21 protein-coding genes and 1 pseudogene are annotated in these 18991 nt (G+C 59.1%); 10 read left to right on the forward strand and 12 right to left on the reverse strand.

Translation table 11 applies throughout. The features are described 5' to 3' along the window. The 9 genes from MUU54_RS11860 to MUU54_RS11900 form a co-directional block, all read right to left on the reverse strand. Positions 1-855: a VOC family protein gene (locus tag MUU54_RS11860; protein ID WP_247244219.1), complete on the reverse strand. Its 855-nt coding sequence runs from the start codon at positions 853-855 to the stop codon at positions 1-3. A 32-nt stretch (positions 856-887) separates the two neighbouring features. After that, positions 888-1295 carry a DoxX family protein gene (locus tag MUU54_RS11865; protein ID WP_247244220.1) on the reverse strand — a complete coding sequence of 136 codons (408 nt, stop codon included), beginning with the start codon at positions 1293-1295 and terminating at the stop codon, positions 888-890. Between the two features lie 107 nt (positions 1296-1402). After that, positions 1403-2320, reverse strand: coding sequence for a LysR family transcriptional regulator (locus MUU54_RS11870; RefSeq protein ID WP_247244221.1), 918 nt, complete (start codon positions 2318-2320; stop codon positions 1403-1405). 77 nt (positions 2321-2397) lie between these two features. After that, entirely contained in the window at positions 2398-3369 is a 972-nt protein-coding gene (locus MUU54_RS11875; RefSeq protein WP_247244222.1) for a zinc-binding alcohol dehydrogenase family protein, read from the reverse strand. Between the two features lie 29 nt (positions 3370-3398). Then, the gene (locus MUU54_RS11880) at positions 3399-3932 is read right to left on the reverse strand and encodes an antibiotic biosynthesis monooxygenase (RefSeq protein WP_247244223.1); all 534 of its coding nucleotides are present in this window, start codon (positions 3930-3932) and stop codon (positions 3399-3401) included. A 65-nt stretch (positions 3933-3997) separates the two neighbouring features. Further along, positions 3998-6394, reverse strand: coding sequence for a membrane-bound PQQ-dependent dehydrogenase, glucose/quinate/shikimate family (locus MUU54_RS11885; protein WP_247244224.1), 2397 nt, complete (start codon positions 6392-6394; stop codon positions 3998-4000). A gap of 229 nt (positions 6395-6623) precedes the next feature. Next, a complete protein-coding gene (locus MUU54_RS11890) occupies positions 6624-6977 on the reverse strand; it encodes a putative quinol monooxygenase (RefSeq protein ID WP_247244225.1) in 354 nt (117 codons plus the stop codon). 64 nt (positions 6978-7041) lie between these two features. After that, complete coding sequence (locus MUU54_RS11895; RefSeq protein ID WP_247244226.1) at positions 7042-7239, reverse strand: tautomerase family protein; 198 nt, start codon at positions 7237-7239, stop codon at positions 7042-7044. A 78-nt stretch (positions 7240-7317) separates the two neighbouring features. After that, positions 7318-8316, reverse strand: coding sequence for an alpha/beta fold hydrolase (locus MUU54_RS11900; protein ID WP_247244227.1), 999 nt, complete (start codon positions 8314-8316; stop codon positions 7318-7320). Positions 8317-8443: 127 nt separating this feature from the next. On the opposite strand from MUU54_RS11900, the gene MUU54_RS11905 reads away from it, so the two are divergent. Both MUU54_RS11905 and MUU54_RS11910 read left to right on the forward strand, forming a co-directional pair. Next, on the forward strand, positions 8444-9367 hold the full coding sequence (locus tag MUU54_RS11905) for a LysR family transcriptional regulator (protein WP_247244228.1): 924 nt from the start codon (positions 8444-8446) through the stop codon (positions 9365-9367). Between the two features lie 198 nt (positions 9368-9565). Next, entirely contained in the window at positions 9566-9970 is a 405-nt protein-coding gene (locus tag MUU54_RS11910) for a DUF7111 family protein (protein WP_247244229.1), read from the forward strand. A gap of 62 nt (positions 9971-10032) precedes the next feature. Here the strand turns inward: MUU54_RS11910 and MUU54_RS11915 are convergent, their stop codons facing one another. The 3 genes and pseudogenes from MUU54_RS11915 to MUU54_RS11925 form a co-directional block, all read right to left on the reverse strand. Next, on the reverse strand, positions 10033-10968 hold the full coding sequence (locus tag MUU54_RS11915) for a hypothetical protein (RefSeq protein ID WP_247244230.1): 936 nt from the start codon (positions 10966-10968) through the stop codon (positions 10033-10035). 194 nt (positions 10969-11162) lie between these two features. Further along, positions 11163-12113, reverse strand: a complete 951-nt coding sequence (locus MUU54_RS11920) for a DEAD/DEAH box helicase (RefSeq protein ID WP_247244231.1) — start codon at positions 12111-12113, stop codon at positions 11163-11165. 314 nt (positions 12114-12427) lie between these two features. Continuing rightward, positions 12428-13546: pseudogene (locus MUU54_RS11925) on the reverse strand (DEAD/DEAH box helicase family protein); the annotation flags it as partial. 220 nt (positions 13547-13766) lie between these two features. Here MUU54_RS11925 and MUU54_RS11930 point away from each other — a divergent pair. The 8 genes from MUU54_RS11930 to MUU54_RS11965 all read left to right on the forward strand — a co-directional run bounded on the left by MUU54_RS11930 (position 13767) and on the right by MUU54_RS11965 (position 18920). Beyond that, the gene (locus tag MUU54_RS11930) at positions 13767-14015 is read left to right on the forward strand and encodes a type II toxin-antitoxin system prevent-host-death family antitoxin (protein ID WP_247244255.1); all 249 of its coding nucleotides are present in this window, start codon (positions 13767-13769) and stop codon (positions 14013-14015) included. Continuing rightward, positions 13963-14523 (forward strand): HNH endonuclease, encoded by a 561-nt coding sequence (locus tag MUU54_RS11935; protein ID WP_247244232.1) that lies wholly within the window; start codon positions 13963-13965, stop codon positions 14521-14523. The genes MUU54_RS11930 and MUU54_RS11935 overlap by 53 nt, the downstream gene beginning before the upstream one ends. A 170-nt stretch (positions 14524-14693) precedes the next feature. Then, positions 14694-15083, forward strand: coding sequence for a hypothetical protein (locus MUU54_RS11940; protein WP_247244233.1), 390 nt, complete (start codon positions 14694-14696; stop codon positions 15081-15083). Positions 15084-15303: 220 nt separating this feature from the next. Then, positions 15304-15873, forward strand: a complete 570-nt coding sequence (locus tag MUU54_RS11945; RefSeq protein WP_247244256.1) for a hypothetical protein — start codon at positions 15304-15306, stop codon at positions 15871-15873. Then, positions 15870-16568 carry a hypothetical protein gene (locus MUU54_RS11950; protein ID WP_247244234.1) on the forward strand — a complete coding sequence of 233 codons (699 nt, stop codon included), beginning with the start codon at positions 15870-15872 and terminating at the stop codon, positions 16566-16568. Before MUU54_RS11945 ends, MUU54_RS11950 begins: the two co-directional genes overlap by 4 nt. Positions 16569-16574: 6 nt before the next feature. Beyond that, positions 16575-17297, forward strand: coding sequence for a hypothetical protein (locus MUU54_RS11955; RefSeq protein ID WP_247244235.1), 723 nt, complete (start codon positions 16575-16577; stop codon positions 17295-17297). A 397-nt stretch (positions 17298-17694) separates the two neighbouring features. Next, positions 17695-18150: a hypothetical protein gene (locus tag MUU54_RS11960; protein ID WP_247244236.1), complete on the forward strand. Its 456-nt coding sequence runs from the start codon at positions 17695-17697 to the stop codon at positions 18148-18150. Further along, entirely contained in the window at positions 18147-18920 is a 774-nt protein-coding gene (locus tag MUU54_RS11965) for a CHAT domain-containing protein (protein ID WP_281433301.1), read from the forward strand. Before MUU54_RS11960 ends, MUU54_RS11965 begins: the two co-directional genes overlap by 4 nt. The last annotated feature ends 71 nt before the right edge of the window (positions 18921-18991 follow it).

An 18991-nucleotide genomic window follows, 5' to 3' on the forward strand; every position in this document is an offset into this window, starting at 1 on the left:
TCACTCCTTGATCTTCTTTTGCGTCGCAGTCGCGACTGTGATCTCTGTCCCCCATGGATCGACGAGGGTCAGTGTGTCGCGCTCTTGTCGAGTCTGGTCGGCCCTGTTACCGACCGCTTCCACAAAGTCGCGGGAGGACACGATCTCGACATTGGCAAGACCGGTGCTCGGAAAGGTGCGTGCACCCGCACCCCGACTGTTCCAGATGTTGGTCGCTAGGTGATGATGGTATCCATCGGCAGCGTAGAACGTCCCACCGGGATAGCGTGACGTCACGGCGAAGCCGAGCACGTCGCGATAGAACGCCTCCGCCGTCGGTATGGCACCCACCTGGAGATGAACGTGGCCGACGGTCGCCCCCTCGGGAAAGCCATTCCATTCCTCGCCACCGCTGGCGTCGACCAGAGCGTCGATGTCGAGCGGGTCGCTCGGCATGTCGACCAGGCCGTCCTTCCATTGCCATGACAAGACCGGCCAGTCAGCATAGATCTCCACTCCGTTGCCTTCCGGATCGGAGAGGTAGAGCGCTTCGCTTACGCCGTGATCGGATGCACCGACCACGGGAGCCTTCGATTTCATTGCATGCTTGATCCACCGGCCGAGGTCGGCGCGGGAGGGAAGCAGAAAGGCCGTATGGAAGAGGCCTGCCTCGCGGGGCGAACGGCGGCGTGCCGCCGTGTCGCGCCGTAACTCCAGAAGGGTGTCTCCATCCACGCCCAGCTCTGCGGTGGAAGCGTCGCCGCGAAGGAGATGGAGGCCGACAGCTTCCTGGTAGAAGCCACTCACGCGATCGAGGTCATTGACCGTCAGGGTCACTTTGCCGATGCCGGTCTTCGATGATTGTATCATGCTCATGGCTGCCTCCGGTCGAAATCCTTGTTGAGATGTTACTTGCGCAGAGGTGTGGGGCGGAGCGCCTTGGCGCCATCACCGATCAACGCCAGAACGATCAGGCCGACGATCCAGAACGCCGGGAATTCCCAGCCGCCGTTTGGATTGTTGAAGAAGAAGCCGGCCGCGCCGTGGACGGTGAAGATTGATCCGAGCAGAACCGGGATCATCGCAAGCGAGGCTAGACGCGGCCAGATGCCCAAGATGAGAGCGACGGCGCCTGCCAGTTCCCAAAGGATCGTGACATAGGCCAGCCAGCCCGGAAGTCCGAGCGAAGCGAAGAACCCGGCAGTTCCCGTCGGGGTGAATACGAAAATCTTCAAGCCCGCGTGGGCAAGGAAGAGCAGGCCAAGCGTGACACGCAGGACGAGTGCGGCGTAGGGAGCAGTGCGGTTGTCGATCATGATGGGTCTCTTCTGTCAGGGTGAATTCCTGAGACGGAATATGCACCTTCTTCAGATCGACTATTATCCCCTCGAATAGAGAAGGATTGCTTCCGGATCGGATGCAATCATACCCATCCATCATCCCACTTCGGCTGGCCTTTGAAAGCGGCGGCCAGAAAGTCGACGAGGACCCGCACCTTCAACGCGAGGTGACGGCCGGGCGGATAGACAGCATAGAGGCCCCGCGGCTCATCCTCGTACTCGGCCAGAACAGATCTGAGTTTGCCTGCCCTCAGACTATCGCCCGCAACAAAACTCGGTACACGGGCTATGCCCAGTCCCGCCTCGGCGGCCGCAAGGCAGGCTCCGGCGTTGGAGAAATGAAGCCGGCCTTTGACCTCAGTGGCGATCGCCTGTTCCCTGTCGACGGTTCTGAACCGCCATGATGTTGGATCACGGAAATTGGAATCGACGATACAACGATGTTCAACGAGATCGCTCGGATGGACGGGTAGCTTTTGAGCATCGAGATAGGAGGGCGCGGCAACGAGGACGATCCGTATCGCTCCCAGCTTCTTCGCCATGAGGCTACTGTCGGCGGGCTGGCCTATCCGGATTGCAGCGTCATAGCCTTCGTCCACGAGACTGACGAGGCGGTCGGAAAAGCTGACGTCGAGTTGAATATCAGGAAAGGCCGTGGCGAACGAGATCAGGACCGGCGCCAACTGCACGGTGCCGAAGGTAACCGGCGCCGTTATCCGAAGCCTGCCCGTCGGCGCTCCGGATGCACTGCGGACCGACGCGTCGAGCAGATCAAATTCCTCGATGATGGCCTTTATGCGCTCGTAGTAGGCACGCCCGACCTCCGTCAGGGCCAATGCCCGAGTGGTCCGCGTGAGAAGCTGGACGCCGAGTTCCTTTTCTAGCCGGGAGACCAGTTTCGATGCTTGGCCCGTGCTGGTTCCGAGACGAGCTGCCGCTGCTGCGAAGCTTCCTGTTTCGATCACTGCGGCGAACATGCGGTCGCATTCGAGGCGGTCCAAGTCATTCGTTCCTTGCTTTGGATGTGCGTCAGTCTGCGGCTAGTGTAGCTTGATCGGTGAGCGTCGGCGAGCGAGCCTCAGGTCACCAGGATGACGATCTTGCCTCCCGCAGCGTTCGATTCCATGCAGCGATGAGCTTCAACGATCTCGTCGATCTGGAAGGTAGGACCGAGCGCGATGGTGAGCTTTCCAGATGAGATGTCGTCGACGATGCTCTGAAAGGGCATCTTCATGAAGTCTTCCGGCTCGCCGCTATAGGCGGTCAACCCCACGCGGTTCGGAATGTCGTCCATCGGCGCGAAATGTTCCAGCGACCATTGGCTCCCGACGATGCCGACCATCGAAACAAGCCCTCCGCGAGCTGCGCATTTCAAGGAGTCCCGAAGCGTCGAGGTGCCGATCAGTTCGAGCACCTTGTCGTAGCGTGCCGGTCCGTCAGACAGTGCTCCGTCGTCGATACGCGTCTCCCGCGCGCCCAGCTCCTGCAGCATTGCAAGCCGCTTCTCGCTGCGGGACGTGGCGGTGACATGAGCGCCGTGACGTCTGGCCAAGGCGATGGCTGCCATTCCGACCGACGTGGTCCCGCCTCGGACGAGCAGCCGGTCGTGGGGTTTCAGATCGAGCGAAGAGAATAGAGCGCCCCAGGCCGTCTGCATCATCTCCGGCAGGGCACCCAGGACGTTCCATGGGAGGGCCGTCTCAACCTTCCGAACCTGACCGGCGGGGACACAGGTGAACTCGGCATATCCCCCGTCGAACTGCCTGCCCATGCCGCCCATCACCGTTGCTACGGTATCTCCCTTTCGAAACTCTCCACCCGGCGCATCGTCGACCACACCCACGGCCTCGATGCCGAGCACGCGTGGAAAGGTGACGCTGGGCGAATGTCCCTGCCGCGTGAACAGCTCGGATCTGTTAAGGCCGAACGCCTTCACCGCGATCCGCACCCAACCTGCCCGAGGAACAGGAACTGGCCACTGCTCCACCCTGAGGACCTCCGGCCCTCCGGGTTCCCGGATCACGACCGCCGTCATCGTCTGCGTCGACATCGCCATTCCTCAGTTTCGGCTCGATAGCCTCAGCGTTTGACCCACGATCCGAGCCACCGTAGGAGGCGGGGCATCACGATCCAGTACATGGCCAGCACGATCAGGGCGGTGACGATCATCATTCTTGGAATGTATGGCAGATCGGTGAGAAGCGGAAACAGGAATGCGACGGCAAGAGAGGCCAAAGGAAATATGCCCATCCAGGTGAGGACGGCCATACGCCATCTGGCTGGCTGCTTCTCCCCTTCCAGGCCCGTTGCCGAAAACCACAGGTCGGATGTGTTGAAAACCCTGTATTCCGGGTCCTTGTCTGCCACCTCTTTCAGACGGTCGTGCCACTCCGCAGACTCTTTCGAGTGCCGCCAGGTATCCAGAGCGGCCTGTGTGGTGAAGCACTGAACGATGTGGAACTCTTCGCCATCTACCCGCGGCGGTATCACGGTCGAGAACAGATAGCCGGGCGTTCTGGAGCAGTCGGCAAGCATGTCCCGCACGAGCTGCTCGTACTGACGCTCCTGACCGGGATTGGCGCGGCGGTGGACGATGCGTGTAACTTGAACCATTTGAAACCTGCTTTCGATAAAGGAAATGCCGCAGGACGTAGATGACGTCCTGCGGCGGCTTTCATTTATTGCTTCTTCGGCAGAGCGAAGGCGATGATGTAGTCGCCGTAGTCCGGAGCCGCCCGCGAGCCGTGCGCCGTGACGACGACGTATTGGCGGCCGTCCTCCGGCGAGGTGAACACGAGAGGCGTGGAACCGGCGCCTACCGGGAGCGGGCTTTTCCAAACCTCTTCGCCGGTCAGCACATCGATCGCCCTCAGATAGTAGTCCGAGGTGGCGGAGAAGAAGACCAGACCCGACGCTGTAGGAACAGCGCCGCCGAGCGTCGGCATTCCCAACTCGATCGGCATGTGCGTCTTGATACCGAGCGGGCCGAACTGCTCCGGCGTGCCAAGAGAGCGGTGCCACAGCATCTTCTGCGTTTTCATGTCGATCGCGGCCATGGTGCCGAAGGGCGGCGTCGTACAGGGAACGCCCAGGAAGGATTCCACCATGCCCCGCTCCGCTCCGTAAGGCGTCTCGCTCATGGGAACGACGCCACCGGTGCTGTGCGAGCCCTTGCCACTCTCCTTCGTCCGCCGGATTTCGTCTTCGCGGGACAGGAGACGGCCTTTCATGGCGATCCGCATGTCATTGACGATCATTATGTCATGACGCTTGTCGATGGCCTGTCCACCCCAGTTGGTGGTGCCGTACCAAGACGGATTCTGGAGATACCACTGCAACTGAGGAGGCGTATAATCTCCGACATAGTACAGGCTCTTGAATTGGATGCGGCAGTAGAGCTGGTCGAGCGGCGTGATCCCCCACATCGTCGCCTCTGTAAGAACCGCATCTCGCATGGACGGCATGCCAACCGAGTATGGCTGGGTCGGTGAAAGCCGCTCGCCGGGGACACCTTCCGTCGGGACCGGTCGCTCCTCGACTGCGGTGATCGGCTTGCCGGTGCGGCGGTCGAGAACGAAGATCTCTCCGTTCTTCCCCGCCTGGATAAGCGCCGGCGTCCGACCGCCTTTACCGTCCGGCATGTCATAGAGCACCGGCTTGGAAGGCAGGTCGAAGTCCCAGACGTCGTGATGAACCAGTTGGAACGTCCAGCGCTCCTCGCCCGTCGTTGCATCAACCGCGACTACGGAAGTGCCGACCCGTTCGGTCGGCTCCGACCGCTGACCGCCGAACAGGTCGGGCGTTCCGCCACCCGTCGGCAGATAGACCATGTTGAGTTCTGGATCATAAGTCGGAGTGGCCCACATGTTAGGTGTGCTACGGGTGTAGCTCTCACCCTCGGCCGGTGGGTTCGGCTGACCCGGACGACCGACATCCCATGCCCAGGCAAACTCGCCGGTCACCGCGTTGAAGGCACGTACGACGCCCGATGGTTCGTCGGCCGACTGGTTGTCCATGACCCAGCCACCGATGATCAGGTTCTCCCCGGCGAGCAAGGGTCCTGACGTCGGGTTGTAGAAGCCAGGAATGACGGCTCCCATGCCGGTGGCGAGAAACACAGTTCCGTTCTCGCCAAAGGAAGGAACCGGAGACCCGGTCGCAGCATCGAGCGCGATCAGCCTCATGTCTCCAGTGGTAACGTAGAGCCTACGTTTACCTGGAGCGTCGTCGGCCAGTCCCGGTACTTCGTAGTAAGCGAGTGAGCGGCAACGCATCCAGCCCGCGGTGTCGCCGGGGTTGACGCCCGGATCAAAGTGCCAGAGCTGCTCGCCGGTATCGCCGCGCACCGCGAATACCTGGTTGGTAGCCGTACATGGATAGAGCGTGTTGCCGATCTGAAGCGGGGTGTTCTGGTTCTCGCGACCGTTGCCGCCGGGATCACCGGTGTGGAAGGTCCAGGCAACTTCAAGCTGGCTGACATTCTCAAGGGTGATCTGCGTATCCGGCGCGAACTGCTCGCCGGTCGTGGTGCGGCCAAAGCCGACCCAGTTGGCCGGCTCGCTCGCTGGATCGTAGTCTGCCACGACTTCAGGCTTGTAGCTCGGCTTGACCAGCCAAATCGGTCCAAAGGCGCTGATGAACGCAAGCAGGACCCCGACGGCGAGGATGCCGGCCGTCCCGTAGGATATTGGGCGGACATGCCTGACCTTTTCCGCGCCGCTCAGCTTCGGCATGCAAAGCGCGATCAGAAGTCCCAGAACCGCGAACAGTCCGAGGCGCGCGGCTAGCGGCCAGAAGTGAAAGCCTACTTCCCAGAGACCCCAGGCAAGGGTCCCGAGGAAGAACGCGAAGTAGACGTAGCCGGCGCGGATGTCCGCCCGAAAGAGCAGAATCGCGGTTGCGAGAAGTGCTGCTCCGGCCGGAAGGTAGTAGAACGACCCGTCAAGCGACAGAAGCTGAATTCCACCATAGACGAAGTAACCGCCCACGATGGCGGAGAGGACGCCGACGAGGAAGGCGTATACGCGCGGCCCTGCCCCCACGGGGGCTCCGCTCGTTCTGAGATTTGTTGACATGATATCTCCTTGGATCGTCCGACTGAGCCGCCCGTTATCGGCTCTCCGGTCCTTCCAAGGCGGGTAGTCGAGACGTACTTGCCCCGTGACAGCGGCTGCTGTCCGGCAGAAGCGGGAACGCTGCGGGCAGCGACGTGTGTCAGGCCGATGTGCTAGCGCCGAAATGTCGCAGGATAAATCGCCCCGGAGGCTACCGAGTGTATCCTGCGGGGCGACAATCGGTTGCTACTTAGTTATGGAGGCCGACGAGCGGCGTCAGATATACGGCCCCGAAGTCATCCAGCTTGTTGCGGATGTCGAGGGTTGTCTCTCCGTACACATACAGCGCCTTGATCTGAGCCAGCGCCAGGAACCGCTGCGCGTAAGGCGCGAAGGTCTCGTTGATGTGAGGCAGCACAGCATCGGCCTGGTAGCGCTCGACGATATGGATTTCGGTCTCATCGGCTGCATTGATGGAGTATTCGTAGATCACGGTGCCGGTCTCCCGGCGCGCGTCCTCGACGATGTCGTTGATCAAGGATTTGAATTCGCCCAGATGATCGGGCTCCACCGCGAGATGGAAGACACAGGTGATATGATTCATCGACATTTCCGTTCGTCGAGGGAGTGGAAGAGGACCATGGTTCCATGGCCCTCTTGTCCAACGTTCAGGCTTTCTCGGCTTCCTCGCCGAAAAGCTTTCCGGCGCCGGCCCAGTTCGACGGCGCGATGTCTTCGAACAGGACGTAGATGTAGTTCGGATCTGTTCCGGTGTTCTTGACGATGCTCTCGGTGATTTCAGCTGCAACAGCCTTCTTCGCCTTGGCGTCCTTACCGTCAAACCAGCTTACGCGTACAACAGGCATGCTATTTCTCCTCGTTAGACCGGCGGCGCCGGGAACGTTCGTTGTGGTGGTTATGGGGTCGAGGCTGGCCTTTTGGGCTCAGCGTTCCAGAAACGACGTGAGGTCGTTCGTGAACTTGATCGGGTTCTTGAACATCAGGAAGTGGTCCCCCTGCTCGGCCGATGTGTAGCTGTAGAGGGTGGCGTCCGGGATGGTGGATGCAGCCCATCTCTGACTTGGAAGATTTGTGCTCTCCTCGCCCGAGAAGATGGCAACGGGAACGTCAATCTTGTGCGCAATAACGTCGCGCCAGTCGTTGGTGACGTGGTCGAACAGGACCCGCCTAGTCGCTTCCGGCTCCGTCTTGATGAACTCGCTGGCGAAGGCGCCGGAATTCACGAAGTACGGCGAGTCCTTGAGCATCGAGCGTTCAAGCGCCTTCAGATCGGTGACAAGGCTGTTGAGCGGTGCGCCTGCCGTGTATCCTGCGACCATCCGCTCGGCGCTCGTCGTGGTGCCGCCAGCATCGAGACGCTCCTGCTCCGACCAGTCGGAATGGGAGTAGATCGAGATCGGCTCGTCGACGAACACTGCCTTGCGGATTGTCTTCGTGCCGAAGAGGTCAATGTAGCTCCAGATCACGGAAGCGCCCATCGACCATCCGCTGAAGTTCGCCTCCTCGATCCCGAGGTGATCGACCAATTCCTTGAGGTCGGCTCCGAACCGGGAAATCCGCGATCCGTACTCGACCTTCTCGGATAGACCCTGGTTGCGGGGATCCAAAACGATCACCCGGTACTTCTGCGCGAGCAGGTACATGACGTTGACGTATTCGGCACCATTCGCGGACCAGCCCGGCACGAAGATCAGGGTTTCGCCCTCTCCGGCTTCCCAGTAGGACAGCGTAACGCCGTCGCTCGTGTCGAAGGTGTTGATCTGCAGACCCTGGAAGTCCGACAGCTTGCTTGGCATTCCTTCAATCTTGTTGGGGAACTCAAAGTCCTTGCCCAGCACCTCGAGTGCCGGGGCGGCCAGAACCATCGAGGTGGAAATCGCCAACGACGCCACGGTGAGCGCAAATCTGGATAAAAATCGCATCCCAGCTCCTTGGGCGACCAGGCCTTGCCGACGGCCACCATCTGTTTGATATGCCGTGTTAGATAATGTAGACCTTGAAGCAGATAAACATCGCGGTGGGATACGTTGCGTAGCCTGAAGGGATACAATGGCACAGCTTGAGCAACTGGATGGGGTGATCGCGTTCGTTGAAGCCGTAAGCCTCTCAAGCTTCACGGCGGCGGCAGAAAAGCTCGGGATCACCAAGTCGGCCGTCGGGAAAAGCGTCGCGCGGCTGGAGGCTCGTCTCGGCGTCAAGCTCCTCCATCGCACAACCCGGCGTCTCACTCTGACGCCGGACGGCGAGGCCTACTATGCAAGCTGCAGACACGCCCTCGAGGAGATTGGGGCAGCGGAATCTGCCCTGGCGGCCACAAGTCAGGCGCTTACGGGCCGATTGCGGATCGATGCACCAGTTGCCTGGGGACGGCAGTTCCTCCTACCCATCCTGACAGGGATCGCCAAAAAGCATCCGGGTCTCACATTGTCCTTGTCGCTAGCGGACCGCATTATCGATCCGGTGGAGGAAGGTGTGGATCTCGCGATCCGCTTCGGAGAAAGCAAGGACACCAGCAACCTCGTCATGCGCAAGCTGACCGAGCAACGGACCTGCATCTTCGCTTCACCGGACTATTTGGCCGTAAGGGGGCACCCCACGACGATCGAGGATCTCCAGCATCACGACGGCATCGTAGGTTTCCGAAGGGATATTCCGGCGACCTGGCGGGTGACGGCGCCGAACGGAACGGTGGAGCGCATCCTCCCGCGCGTCACCCACGAGATCGGGGATGGTGCCGCCATCGTCGACGCGGCCGTCGCAGGGCTTGGCGTGGCTCAGATGCCGATATCGATCGTGGCGGATCACATCGCAAACGGACGGCTGGTTCCGCTGCTGGAGGATGCAACGGACGTCAACGTCGGCATCTACGCGGTGTGGCCGGCCAGCCGGCATCTGCTGCCTAGAGTACGGCATGTCGTCGAGGTGCTGGTCGAGGAAGGCAAACGAGGTGGCCTAGGCGCGCCAGGTAAATGACCGCCCTTCTTAAGAGGCTGCAAACCCTAACTTCTTGTTGAGCCCGTCATCGGCGGCATAAGCGTCCGTCACCGTTGCTGTTTCGTTAAGGCTGGCCAACCCGTCGAATCCTATGGGTTCCGCTAGGATTTTACCGATCCGCTTACCGGTGCCGAAAGATCCGATACCCTATGAAGCGTCCCAGAAGGGGACACTCTCATGGCGACGGACATCGACATCAAGGCACAGGCGCTCTCGTCCGCCCGGACACGAATCCTTGCTCTCCAGGAGCAGATGACCGAGCGCGTCCTGGCAATGGCGGCGGAAGTCGAAAAGCTGATGGACGTCGTCTCCGCGACGGAGGCGAAGGCTTTCCTCAAGGCGCGATGCAACCTGCCCGCCGTCGAACTGTCGACCTATGTGGGATTCGAGAAGGCCCTGAAGGGAGCGGAAGAAGTCCTGCGAACCGGGCGAGTATCCTTCCCGGTCGTGAAGGCGCTCGTCGCGGCGGACGCTGACACGCGTGAGGACGTTCTCGCTCGGATCGCGGCGGGGGCGCAGATCGATACGCGGGAAAAGCAAGCCCTTGCTTCGCCGGTTCCGCTGTCGCCCCTCAGTTTGTGAGGGCGACGGACGGCTCCAGACGAAGCAGGGAATTGATGCCGGTTGGCGGAGCGACGTCTAAGTCAGTCCCGGACAATGACTGTCAACGGGATACGACGATGATCAATGAGTGCTTTCTCTACCAGGCCAAGCAGCTGAAGGATCGGCTGGGATGCAGCCTTCTTTGATATTCCCGGCTGCACAATCCAGACCTTGTATTCGAACCGATACTGGTTCCAGCTGGCATACAGCCTTCGTAACGCGCCGATAGTGCCGCGATCAAAGCGGGTTGGTTCACCCCGCTCCAAGCGGCGCTTCTCGCGGTTCATCATGTTCCTCAGGAAGCGCTTGGGCTTGTGACAGAACTGAACTGACTTCAATGACTGACCGGCGACCTCGTACAGATCGTCCAGCCGCGCTGCGCCCGCATCGGTGCCCGCGTACTTGCAGTGACACATCAGGACATCGACAGTTGTTTCGCGGATCTTGATCGCGATCACATCCGCGAATTCGCCAGTGCCGTCATCATCAAAGATGATGTCGTAGTCTCCTTTTTTCAGCTCTTGGATGACCCGGTACTGGATGGAGTCTGGCCGGCGTTCAGGTCCCTGCGACTCGATACGGGGATTGGTGCCAGTCCAGTTCCAGGGCACGATCGCGGTGTCCATCACTGGAGCCAGGTCCAGCTCCTTGGGCGGAACATAGAGATGCGAATATATGAGGAACGAGCCATCGCCGAAATCGATCTGGGGCGCGTCGTCCGCGAAATACTCCGCCATCGGCAAATCATGACGCGGTGTTCTGATGCGGCAGGCAGGTCCGGATGTCTGCACGTAAATTGCATCCGTTGCCGTGAACCCGATCTCGAACCCGGCGCTGATATCGTGAGCACGCACTTCGAATTTCAGAGGGCCGCTGCGGTCGTTGTTCGAGAGCGCAACCTCGCATTCTGCGAACGGATAGCGCACGTCGCCGAATGAAATCGCGACCCGCTCTGCGAAAGAAAGAAGCAGGCTCATAGGCCAGTAGATAACAAGAGGATGGGCGTCGGGCCGTGTCGATATCAACCGGGGCCGCATCGCTGACGCGAAGGCAGCAGAATCCGGGATGCTGTCGTTATCGAGCAGGGCCCCGATGCGGTGACACCATTCGGTCCAGTCTGTCAGGTCATGGATGCGCGACTGCGACCAGAATTTTCCTTTTATGGAGCACCCTAGTGTCCGGGGTTCGCCGTCTTCAAACCCGGAACCGAAATGTTGTTCTGGATGCGCTCTGACCTCATCAGGCTGTCGATACCGTCGCTGACGTCGATGCCCATCAGCATTGAGTAGCGGGTCCCGGCGCCCTGCCGGTGTGTCATGCCCAGATTGCGGATCACCAGCTGATTGAAATCGTGAAAGCATCGGAAAACGGCCTGATCGCGGATACGTGTCGTCTGGTCGCCGCAAATGGCTTTTGCAAGATCGTCAGAAGCGGATCCTCCCGTGCCGGTCAGATAGAGGAGGCCCGCATTTTCATCCCAATGCGCGAGGACCAGTTCCCAGACAACGTCAGTTGCCATCGCCGATGTTGTCCACTTGGCAATTTTTTCATGTCGGAGTACGCAGACGGCGATGCGCTCCTTCTGATTGAGCTTCATGCCTATGAATGATCCGGCCGGAGCAACATCCTCGATTCTGTGCGGGTCCCAGTTTTCGCACTGCTTCGCCCGGAACACGAGAGTGCTCATTGTTGGCTCGATTGTCTGGAGGGGTACTTCCCTTAGCTCGCCGGTGAATCCCGCAAGCACCTCGGCACGCCCCATTTCCCGGCCAACGCGATCTGCGTTGATCGTGGATACAAGGATATTCCAGTCCGCCTCTTCAGCGTAGAGCTTCGCGAGCGCGCGATCCACGCGATCCTGATCGGTATTCGCGATCACTGTTGCGATACCAAGGTCATCACGCGCCCTGGCAAACCGCCCGACAAAGTGCAGTGTAACCGCCACGCTGGCAAAACCGTCATGGACACCGGCTATTTTCAGTTCGGGAAGATCGAAACCCTCGCCGAGCATATCGACGCACACGATAATCCGGCTCTCAAACTGGCGGAGAGCAGCGATATTCTGGCGGCGTTCTGCTTCGCTCTGTTCGCTATGGACGATGACCGGATTGTAACGTGGCAACGCAGCGGCATACTTGGTATGAAGGTCCTTTGCTCGCGCAATCTTCTTGCAACGGACCTCGCGAGGTGGCTGCGCCCTTCTGCGATGTCGCGATCCAGCGTCTCTCCGACGAGACGCATGATTTCATCATCAGCCTCATTGCCTTCCAGATCGCTGACGGCGCGGAAGGCGATCTGCCCGAAATAATCTTCATTCTGTGCTTTCGCCAGAGGATAATAGTAGATGAACTTGCCATCGACCTTGCCGCCGTCTTCGCGGAATGGCGTTGCGGTGAACTGAAAGATCAGCTTGTCCGTTGCCGCTTCAGAGAACCATGCCCGAAAGGCTCTCCAAGTCTTTGCCTTGACGTGGTGGGCCTCGTCGATAAAGAGGGCCCCGCACATTTGCGCCATGCGCTCCTGAACTTCCGCTTTTGCCTTTCCCGCAATCGACATGGTTGTTACAATGACATTGGCGCGGGCGAACATTTCTTCAACGTCTTCAGGGGACTTCGGGATGTGCTTGAGGCGCAGCACGACGGGATACTCTGCATCGGCCGGAAGACATTCCTGCTGCTGCAGTATGCCCATCGTCTCGAATTTGCCTGCAACCTGGTCCCGAAGAGCATCGGTCGGCACCACGACCATCAGGCGCTCGAACCGTTCGTGAGCGTAAATCGCCAACATAGTTTCCGTCTTGCCGGTACCTGTAGGCATGACAATCGTGGCTGGCTCCACAGAGCTTGTGATGTGAGCAAGAGCGGCATGGAGTGCGCCAACCTGCGGCTTTCTGAGCCCCGGCACGGCAGGTGTGGTCTCCGTTTCGCGATGGCCTTCACGGAATGTGAATTTCCCCCGCCAGGTTTCGAGGATTCTCCGGCACAGATCACCTGATTGTTCGACAGGAACTGCGGCAGGCTTTGCAGGCTTTGGCGACAACCAGATGCCGCGGCCTCTTGTCAAAGCGTCGCGTATCGCTTCCGGTGTTTCGGCATCAGCGACCAGCAGTATCGGTTCGCCATCTACGACCGTCAGGGTCTTTCGCGGAACAATGATGAATGTTTCGCCAGAAGTAGATCGAAATCGAAAGCCCTTTAGCTGCTTAAAAGAGAACGGTTCAAACGTACCCTCAAGCACCCGCGCCCTTTTCCCGTACTGGCGAAACGGGTTGCTTTCGATCGAACCGTCGACGGACAGCAAGGCAGGCAGCGGGAGGGTGAACCGGGACGGATCGGGCTCTGTTGCTGCCTCTGATGGTCTGGAAGAGGATTTATATGGCAGTCGTGCTTTGCCACCGCCGGGGCGTGGAGACTCCGTTACGGGTTCGCCGAATAAGTCGCGCGCGACAATGTCTCGCTCTTCCAAAGGTACCCCGCCTGTTTGATTACCAAGTATTACAGCCAGATTCACGTTTCGTCGAGGTATGTTCTGCAGGTGTTCTTTGATGACGCGCATCTACAACATGTTATTTACGAAATTCATTGCTGACAGGCAGCGAATGCTGCCGCTTCCAACCTACCCGGCAGAGACACTCATGGCTCTTTGAGTGCACTGGACATGCAGAGGCTGGGGATTGCTCTGTTTTATGGCAATAATCTGCCTGTTCGCGGTTGCGATCAGGCGTTGAAATAGCCATTATGGCCACATTGTCAGCGGGGCTTCGCTCATGAAAACGATGTCGGCGCGGGACGCTAAGAACGCGTTCGGCCTGCTTCTGGACACGGCACGGGCTGAACCGGTCGCTGTAGAGAAGCACGGCCGGCCAGTGGTGGTGGTCTTAAGCGTCGAAGAGTACGAGCGCATGAAAATGTGCCGTCTACAGGCGTCCGGAGACGAAGCGGTGGAAGACGAAATTGCAGTGGCCGGGAGAAATGACAGGTCGCGATCAGATGTCAATCAAAGAGCTGGACCTTGCGCGACTTGAGCCTTTTCTGGGTAAGGATGCCGCCGCGCTATTGAGGCGCTATATCGGTCGGATGCCGATCCCAGAGGAAACGGTCGCCACACGGCAGGACGATCTTCAATCGGTTATTGCGGAACGCCGGCGGGTTCTGCGGGAAATCAGCCTGCGTCGAGGCCAGTCGCAGTTCCGTGAAAGGCTTATCCGGCGGTACGGGCTGCGCTGCCAGATAAGCGGATACAATTTTGCCGCCGCCGTGGAAGCGGCCCACATCCGGCCTTATGCAGCATATGAAGAGAACGGTGCGGGGAATGGACTTCTGCTTCGCAGTGATCTTCATACACTCTTCGATCTGGGCTTCATTGGAATCGATCCCTCGACCTTGCGTGTGTCATTCAGCCCGGCATGTTTGTGCGCCGAATACACTGCCTATGATGGAGTCATGCTGTCTGTGAATGGCACCAGAGGTCCGGATGTCAGCGCTCTTGCGGAGCGCTGGGAATTTTTTCAGAGCTGTCTTTCTGGTGGATAGAAGGATTGGGGCGCTGTCGGCGTGGCCGTGGACCGATGCTTGGGCATGGTGCGGATGACTTCACGTCGGACGCCGAGAATTACTTCTCGTGTATCAGCGCGACGCAGATCGTAGCGGCGCTATGTGAGGCGAAGGTAGGCGGCCCCCCTACTACTCAAAGGAGGAAGGTCATGGCACGGCGGACACGCGGAAAGGGTGACTTTACGTTGCCGCTCGTGGTGCCCGGCGAGTGGCAGGGCGAGATTTATAGTGGTGGGAGCGTCAACCTGGGGCAGGTCGTGCAGTCTGGGCCGCCGCGTCAGAGCTTGGAGTTCTCCTATATGGTAATCCCCGCATCCTTGCTGATGCCGAGCCCGAAGTTCCGCTGGCCCGGTATCGTAATGATAATGGCCCCGACGCCCATGAAGACCGAATACACTGATGCCGGATCGCTATTCGCAAACGCCGGTCTTCCGTCGCTCAGCCTGTCGTTCAACGTGACGCGGGAGCAGTTTTCGGACCTCTTGCGTTCGCTGGAAACGCAACGTTTTAAAGAGTCACTTCACGGTCGAGGACGCTGAGCGGGAGAATGCGTGGCCCGTGCGAAGTTGGGGCATGGCTACGCGACTTAACTAGGCATCGACGGGACGGTCTAAGGCGCAAGCTTCATGTAAGGATCTGGTTTAATAGGGAAAATCTCAGTGCGGGATCGACTGAACCTAGGATATAGCTTGACAGGAGGTCCCGAAACATGATGCACTGTCCTCAGTCCTAGGACAAAGGACAGCGTGTATGAATGGAATGAAAAGTCAGGATATCGTCGTTCTGCTGAAGCTTGTAAGCCTTCAGGAACAGGAGGATGCGGCAGCGCCGGGAGAGTTCCAGTGGAGCTTTCAGGGAGAGGCGCCGTACTCGGTGCGCAGCCTTGAGGCGCTGCTGGGCATCAGCAAGACGGAGGTGAACGCTTCCATCAAGCGCAGCCTGTCATCGGGATTGGCCATAAAGGACCGGGATGCCGGGCGCGCAAAGCCCAACCGCCGCAATCTTCATAATTTCATCGTCCATGGCCTGAAATTTGTCTTCCCCGCAAAGCCCGGCGCCATGACGCGCGGCGTTCCAACGGCTTTTGCCGCCCCCATGCTGAAAAGCCTGCTCATAAGCGCCGGCGAGTACATCTATGTCTGGCCTTCTGCCGAAGGACAGGACATGGGGCAATCGGTGCAGCCGCTGTTCAAGACGGTCCCTGACGCTGTCCGGAAAGATGAGAGGCTTTACGAGTACCTTGCCTTGGTGGACGCCATTCGTCTTGGCAATCAGCGTGAAGCCGGGCTTGCTGGTGAACGTCTTTCAGAAAGGCTCCTGAAGAAATGAGCGTCAGGGGCCAGCTTCTCCAAATGCTGCAATCCGTGGCCGAGGCGCTGGGGAGTGATCTGCGCGAGCGGCTGGTATTCGTCGGAGGATGCACAACCGCCCTGTTCATCACTGACCCTGTGACGCTCGAAGACGTCAGGGCCACGGATGATGTTGATCTTATCGTCGATCTTGCCGGTTATGCCGCATGGGCCGAGCTACAGGAGCAACTGCGGGAAAAAGGCTTCAGGGAGGCGCACGACGATACCGTCATCTGCCGCATGCGGCTTGGTGAGCTCAAGGTCGATTTCATGCCGGACGATGCCGAGATCCTTGGATTCAGCAACCGCTGGTACGCGAAGGGCATCGAAACGGCGGAGACCTCCCCTCTTGAAGGGGAACTCACCATCAGGCGACTGACGCCGCCCTTGTTCGTAGCGACGAAGCTGGAGGCCTATCTCCATCGCGGCGAAGGCGACCTGTTTACGAGCCGCGATCTGGAGGACATCCTTCTGGTTGTTGATGGCAGGCCGGAAATCGCCGCTGAAATCCAAGAGTGTGATCAGGACGTCAGAAACTTCATTACCGGCCAGTTTGCCGATTTGCTCCGCGATGCTGATTTTGACTATTTCCTTGAGGGAAACATCCGCGGTCCGGAGGGTCGTGTTGATATCGTTCGCGGCCGCTTCATCGCCATAAGTCAGAGCGGGGCCTGAATGGGAATGGAGGTCAGCTGGCACAGTCAGGCGGGGGTGCGGACCGACGACAACCGCGATCATGGCGGGATCGGGATACGTGGCAATGAAACACTGTGTATCATCGCGGACGGCTCCTCGACGGCCCCTGACAGTGGCGCGCTTGCCCAGGCGATCATCCGCGAGCTGGTCGACTGGTATGTCGTTTCAGATCAGGCGATGACGCCTGAAACCCTGCTGGCGCAACTGCCGCGGCTTCACGAGAACCTCTCGAAACAGCACCGCCGTGCTTCGGCCAGCTACATGATCGTGCATATTGGGTCAGACGGAACGGGGATTGTCCTGCACGCCGGCGACTGCCTGCTGGGTCAGCGCAACGATGACGGCTCAATCGAGTGGCTGAACCGGCCCCATACGCTTGCCAATGCGACGGGCGATTTACCCATAACCATGATCGCCGGTCTTCCGGAACGTCATCGTCTGACCCGCAGCTTTCGAAGCAGGGAGTGCGTGGCCCCGGACATTGGAGAAACTAGAATCGAGACCGAGTTATTGCTGGCGACCGACGGGTTTTGGGCGGAACTGCAACCCGAAGATCAGCTTCGTTTCATCGAAGGCAACGACATCCCCATGCCAGCCAATGGAGACGACCGTAGCGTCCTCCGGATTCGACTTGAAAATGCAGCGCAGGACGGCGGTGTACGGATTCGAGAGGCCTTGGCCGGGAACTTCTATGTAAGGCGCGGCTGAGGCGTACTAGAAAATCACAAAGCTAAAACAGCTAAAACAGTTACATACGAGTTCCCAGTTTCATCCTGTCCGGCGCGCCATTTTCGTCAAAAACGAGCAGCAATATCAATGACTACATTGATTGCGCTCCGCTGATTTATCGCTCTGAGCGCACCTTTGGGCCATACGCACCGATAGTTTTGTCAGAATTCAGCGAAGACGATTGATCGCTTATGGCATAGCTTCTCCGTCGCGAGCGTAGTCTGGATAACTAGACGATGTTTGGGCGCTAAGAGATTCGAGTTGCCACGCTGAAGGCTCGGATACGCGCTCATGCTCCTTTGGTTCGTCGCCTGCCCGATCTTGCGCAATGGACCTTCCGCTTCCACCTAAATGTGAGATTTGGTGGGAGGGGACTTTGACACGGTCAGACACACTGCGTGGCGATATTGCAAAGCTCCAGAAATCAGAAGCCGACCTTCGTAAGGACATCAGCAAGGCCGAGGCATCTGCTGCATCAGCACGCTCAAATGCGGCGAAGAAGCGCGCTGATGCTAGCAAGACGAAGTCAGATGTGACCCGACGTTCCAACCTGCGTGCAGCGGAAACGGAGGACAAGAAGGTCGTGACAGCCGAGAAGAAAATCGCCGATTTGAAGCACAAGATCGCCAAGAACGCTCGGGATCAGGCCGCCAAGCAGAAAAGCCTGTCTTCAGCTGAAAAAGCAGCAGATCAGGCAACAGCGAGGAACGATTCCAAAAGCGGCGGGAAGAGCTGCAGCATGCCAGGGAGGTATCCCGCTTGTCAGGCCCGACGGTTAGATACGTCGAAGTCCAGAAACCTAAGCCTGAAAAGCTTCGCGTCTTGTACATGACCTCGAACCCGGAAGCGACCGAGTCGGAAGTTGTGAACCCAGACGGGTCCATCGTTCGCGAGAGCTACTGGCTTAGAACAGAAGCAGAAGTTCGGCAGGTGAAGCAGGCACTGCGCGGGTCGAAATACCGTGATCTCGTCCAGCTTGAACACATGCCTGCGGCCACCTTTCAGGACCTTCTTGACGGCATCAACGACGTGCGTCCTCACGTGATCCACTTTTTAGGCCATGGAGGTGATCGGTCGCTCTACCTGGAGAACGGCAGCGTTGAAGGCCCCGAAGGCCGGGCAATGACGTTCGAAATCCTCATGGAGGCACTCGCGTCCCCTGACACGCCTCCAACCATGCTGGTGCTAAACGCCTGCGACACCCTGGAGGGCGCAGACGAAATCTTGCCTGCAGTTCCTGTCGTGATTGCCATGTCTGAACCTATAGGTGACGTATCCTCTACGGTATTCGCGACACGGTTCTACGCGGCGATTGCCAGCGGCCAGTCAGTGGGCTCTGCGATGCGTCAGGCAAAAGTACGTATGCGGAGCGCGTCGCTCGCAGATGCCAACCTACCTCAACACGTTGCTCGGGACGGGCAAGATCGACAAGCTGATACTCGTCAGCAACCAAGTGGACTAGTTTCGCGGCAGTCGGCGGGCGGATTTGAACACGGCGCGCAGGCCTCTCAAAGACATGGCTCACTCCCAGGAGCGTGTAACGCCATCGCACTATGCTGCGCGAACTTGCGCAAGAATCAAGATCGTTTGGACGTCATCTGACCAGAGCATCCTCGAGATAGAGCTCCAGCGTCCTTGCCGTCCCCTCGGCCCAGAGCGTCTTCAGCGCATGC

Origin of the sequence: Pseudorhizobium tarimense, from assembly GCF_022968135.1 — a bacterium.
Classification (GTDB): domain Bacteria; phylum Pseudomonadota; class Alphaproteobacteria; order Rhizobiales; family Rhizobiaceae; genus Neorhizobium; species Neorhizobium tarimense.

What these genes read in the sequence shown, in the direction of transcription:
- MUU54_RS11860 (WP_247244219.1), bottom strand. Translation starts at nt 855, where the DNA reads ATGAGCATGATACAATCATCGAAGACCGGCATCGGCAAAGTGACCCTG.
- MUU54_RS11865 (WP_247244220.1), bottom strand. Translation starts at nt 1,295, where the DNA reads ATGATCGACAACCGCACTGCTCCCTACGCCGCACTCGTCCTGCGTGTC.
- MUU54_RS11875 (WP_247244222.1), bottom strand. Translation starts at nt 3,369, where the DNA reads ATGTCGACGCAGACGATGACGGCGGTCGTGATCCGGGAACCCGGAGGG.
- MUU54_RS11880 (WP_247244223.1), bottom strand. Translation starts at nt 3,932, where the DNA reads ATGGTTCAAGTTACACGCATCGTCCACCGCCGCGCCAATCCCGGTCAG.
- MUU54_RS11885 (WP_247244224.1), bottom strand. Translation starts at nt 6,394, where the DNA reads ATGTCAACAAATCTCAGAACGAGCGGAGCCCCCGTGGGGGCAGGGCCG.
- MUU54_RS11890 (WP_247244225.1), bottom strand. Translation starts at nt 6,977, where the DNA reads ATGAATCATATCACCTGTGTCTTCCATCTCGCGGTGGAGCCCGATCAT.
- MUU54_RS11895 (WP_247244226.1), bottom strand. Translation starts at nt 7,239, where the DNA reads ATGCCTGTTGTACGCGTAAGCTGGTTTGACGGTAAGGACGCCAAGGCG.
- MUU54_RS11900 (WP_247244227.1), bottom strand. Translation starts at nt 8,316, where the DNA reads ATGCGATTTTTATCCAGATTTGCGCTCACCGTGGCGTCGTTGGCGATT.
- MUU54_RS11905 (WP_247244228.1), top strand. Translation starts at nt 8,444, where the DNA reads ATGGCACAGCTTGAGCAACTGGATGGGGTGATCGCGTTCGTTGAAGCC.
- MUU54_RS11910 (WP_247244229.1), top strand. Translation starts at nt 9,566, where the DNA reads ATGGCGACGGACATCGACATCAAGGCACAGGCGCTCTCGTCCGCCCGG.
- MUU54_RS11915 (WP_247244230.1), bottom strand. Translation starts at nt 10,968, where the DNA reads ATGAGCCTGCTTCTTTCTTTCGCAGAGCGGGTCGCGATTTCATTCGGC.
- MUU54_RS11930 (WP_247244255.1), top strand. Translation starts at nt 13,767, where the DNA reads ATGTCGGCGCGGGACGCTAAGAACGCGTTCGGCCTGCTTCTGGACACG.
- MUU54_RS11935 (WP_247244232.1), top strand. Translation starts at nt 13,963, where the DNA reads ATGACAGGTCGCGATCAGATGTCAATCAAAGAGCTGGACCTTGCGCGA.
- MUU54_RS11940 (WP_247244233.1), top strand. Translation starts at nt 14,694, where the DNA reads ATGGCACGGCGGACACGCGGAAAGGGTGACTTTACGTTGCCGCTCGTG.
- MUU54_RS11945 (WP_247244256.1), top strand. Translation starts at nt 15,304, where the DNA reads ATGAAAAGTCAGGATATCGTCGTTCTGCTGAAGCTTGTAAGCCTTCAG.
- MUU54_RS11950 (WP_247244234.1), top strand. Translation starts at nt 15,870, where the DNA reads ATGAGCGTCAGGGGCCAGCTTCTCCAAATGCTGCAATCCGTGGCCGAG.
- MUU54_RS11955 (WP_247244235.1), top strand. Translation starts at nt 16,575, where the DNA reads ATGGAGGTCAGCTGGCACAGTCAGGCGGGGGTGCGGACCGACGACAAC.
- MUU54_RS11965 (WP_281433301.1), top strand. Translation starts at nt 18,147, where the DNA reads ATGACCTCGAACCCGGAAGCGACCGAGTCGGAAGTTGTGAACCCAGAC.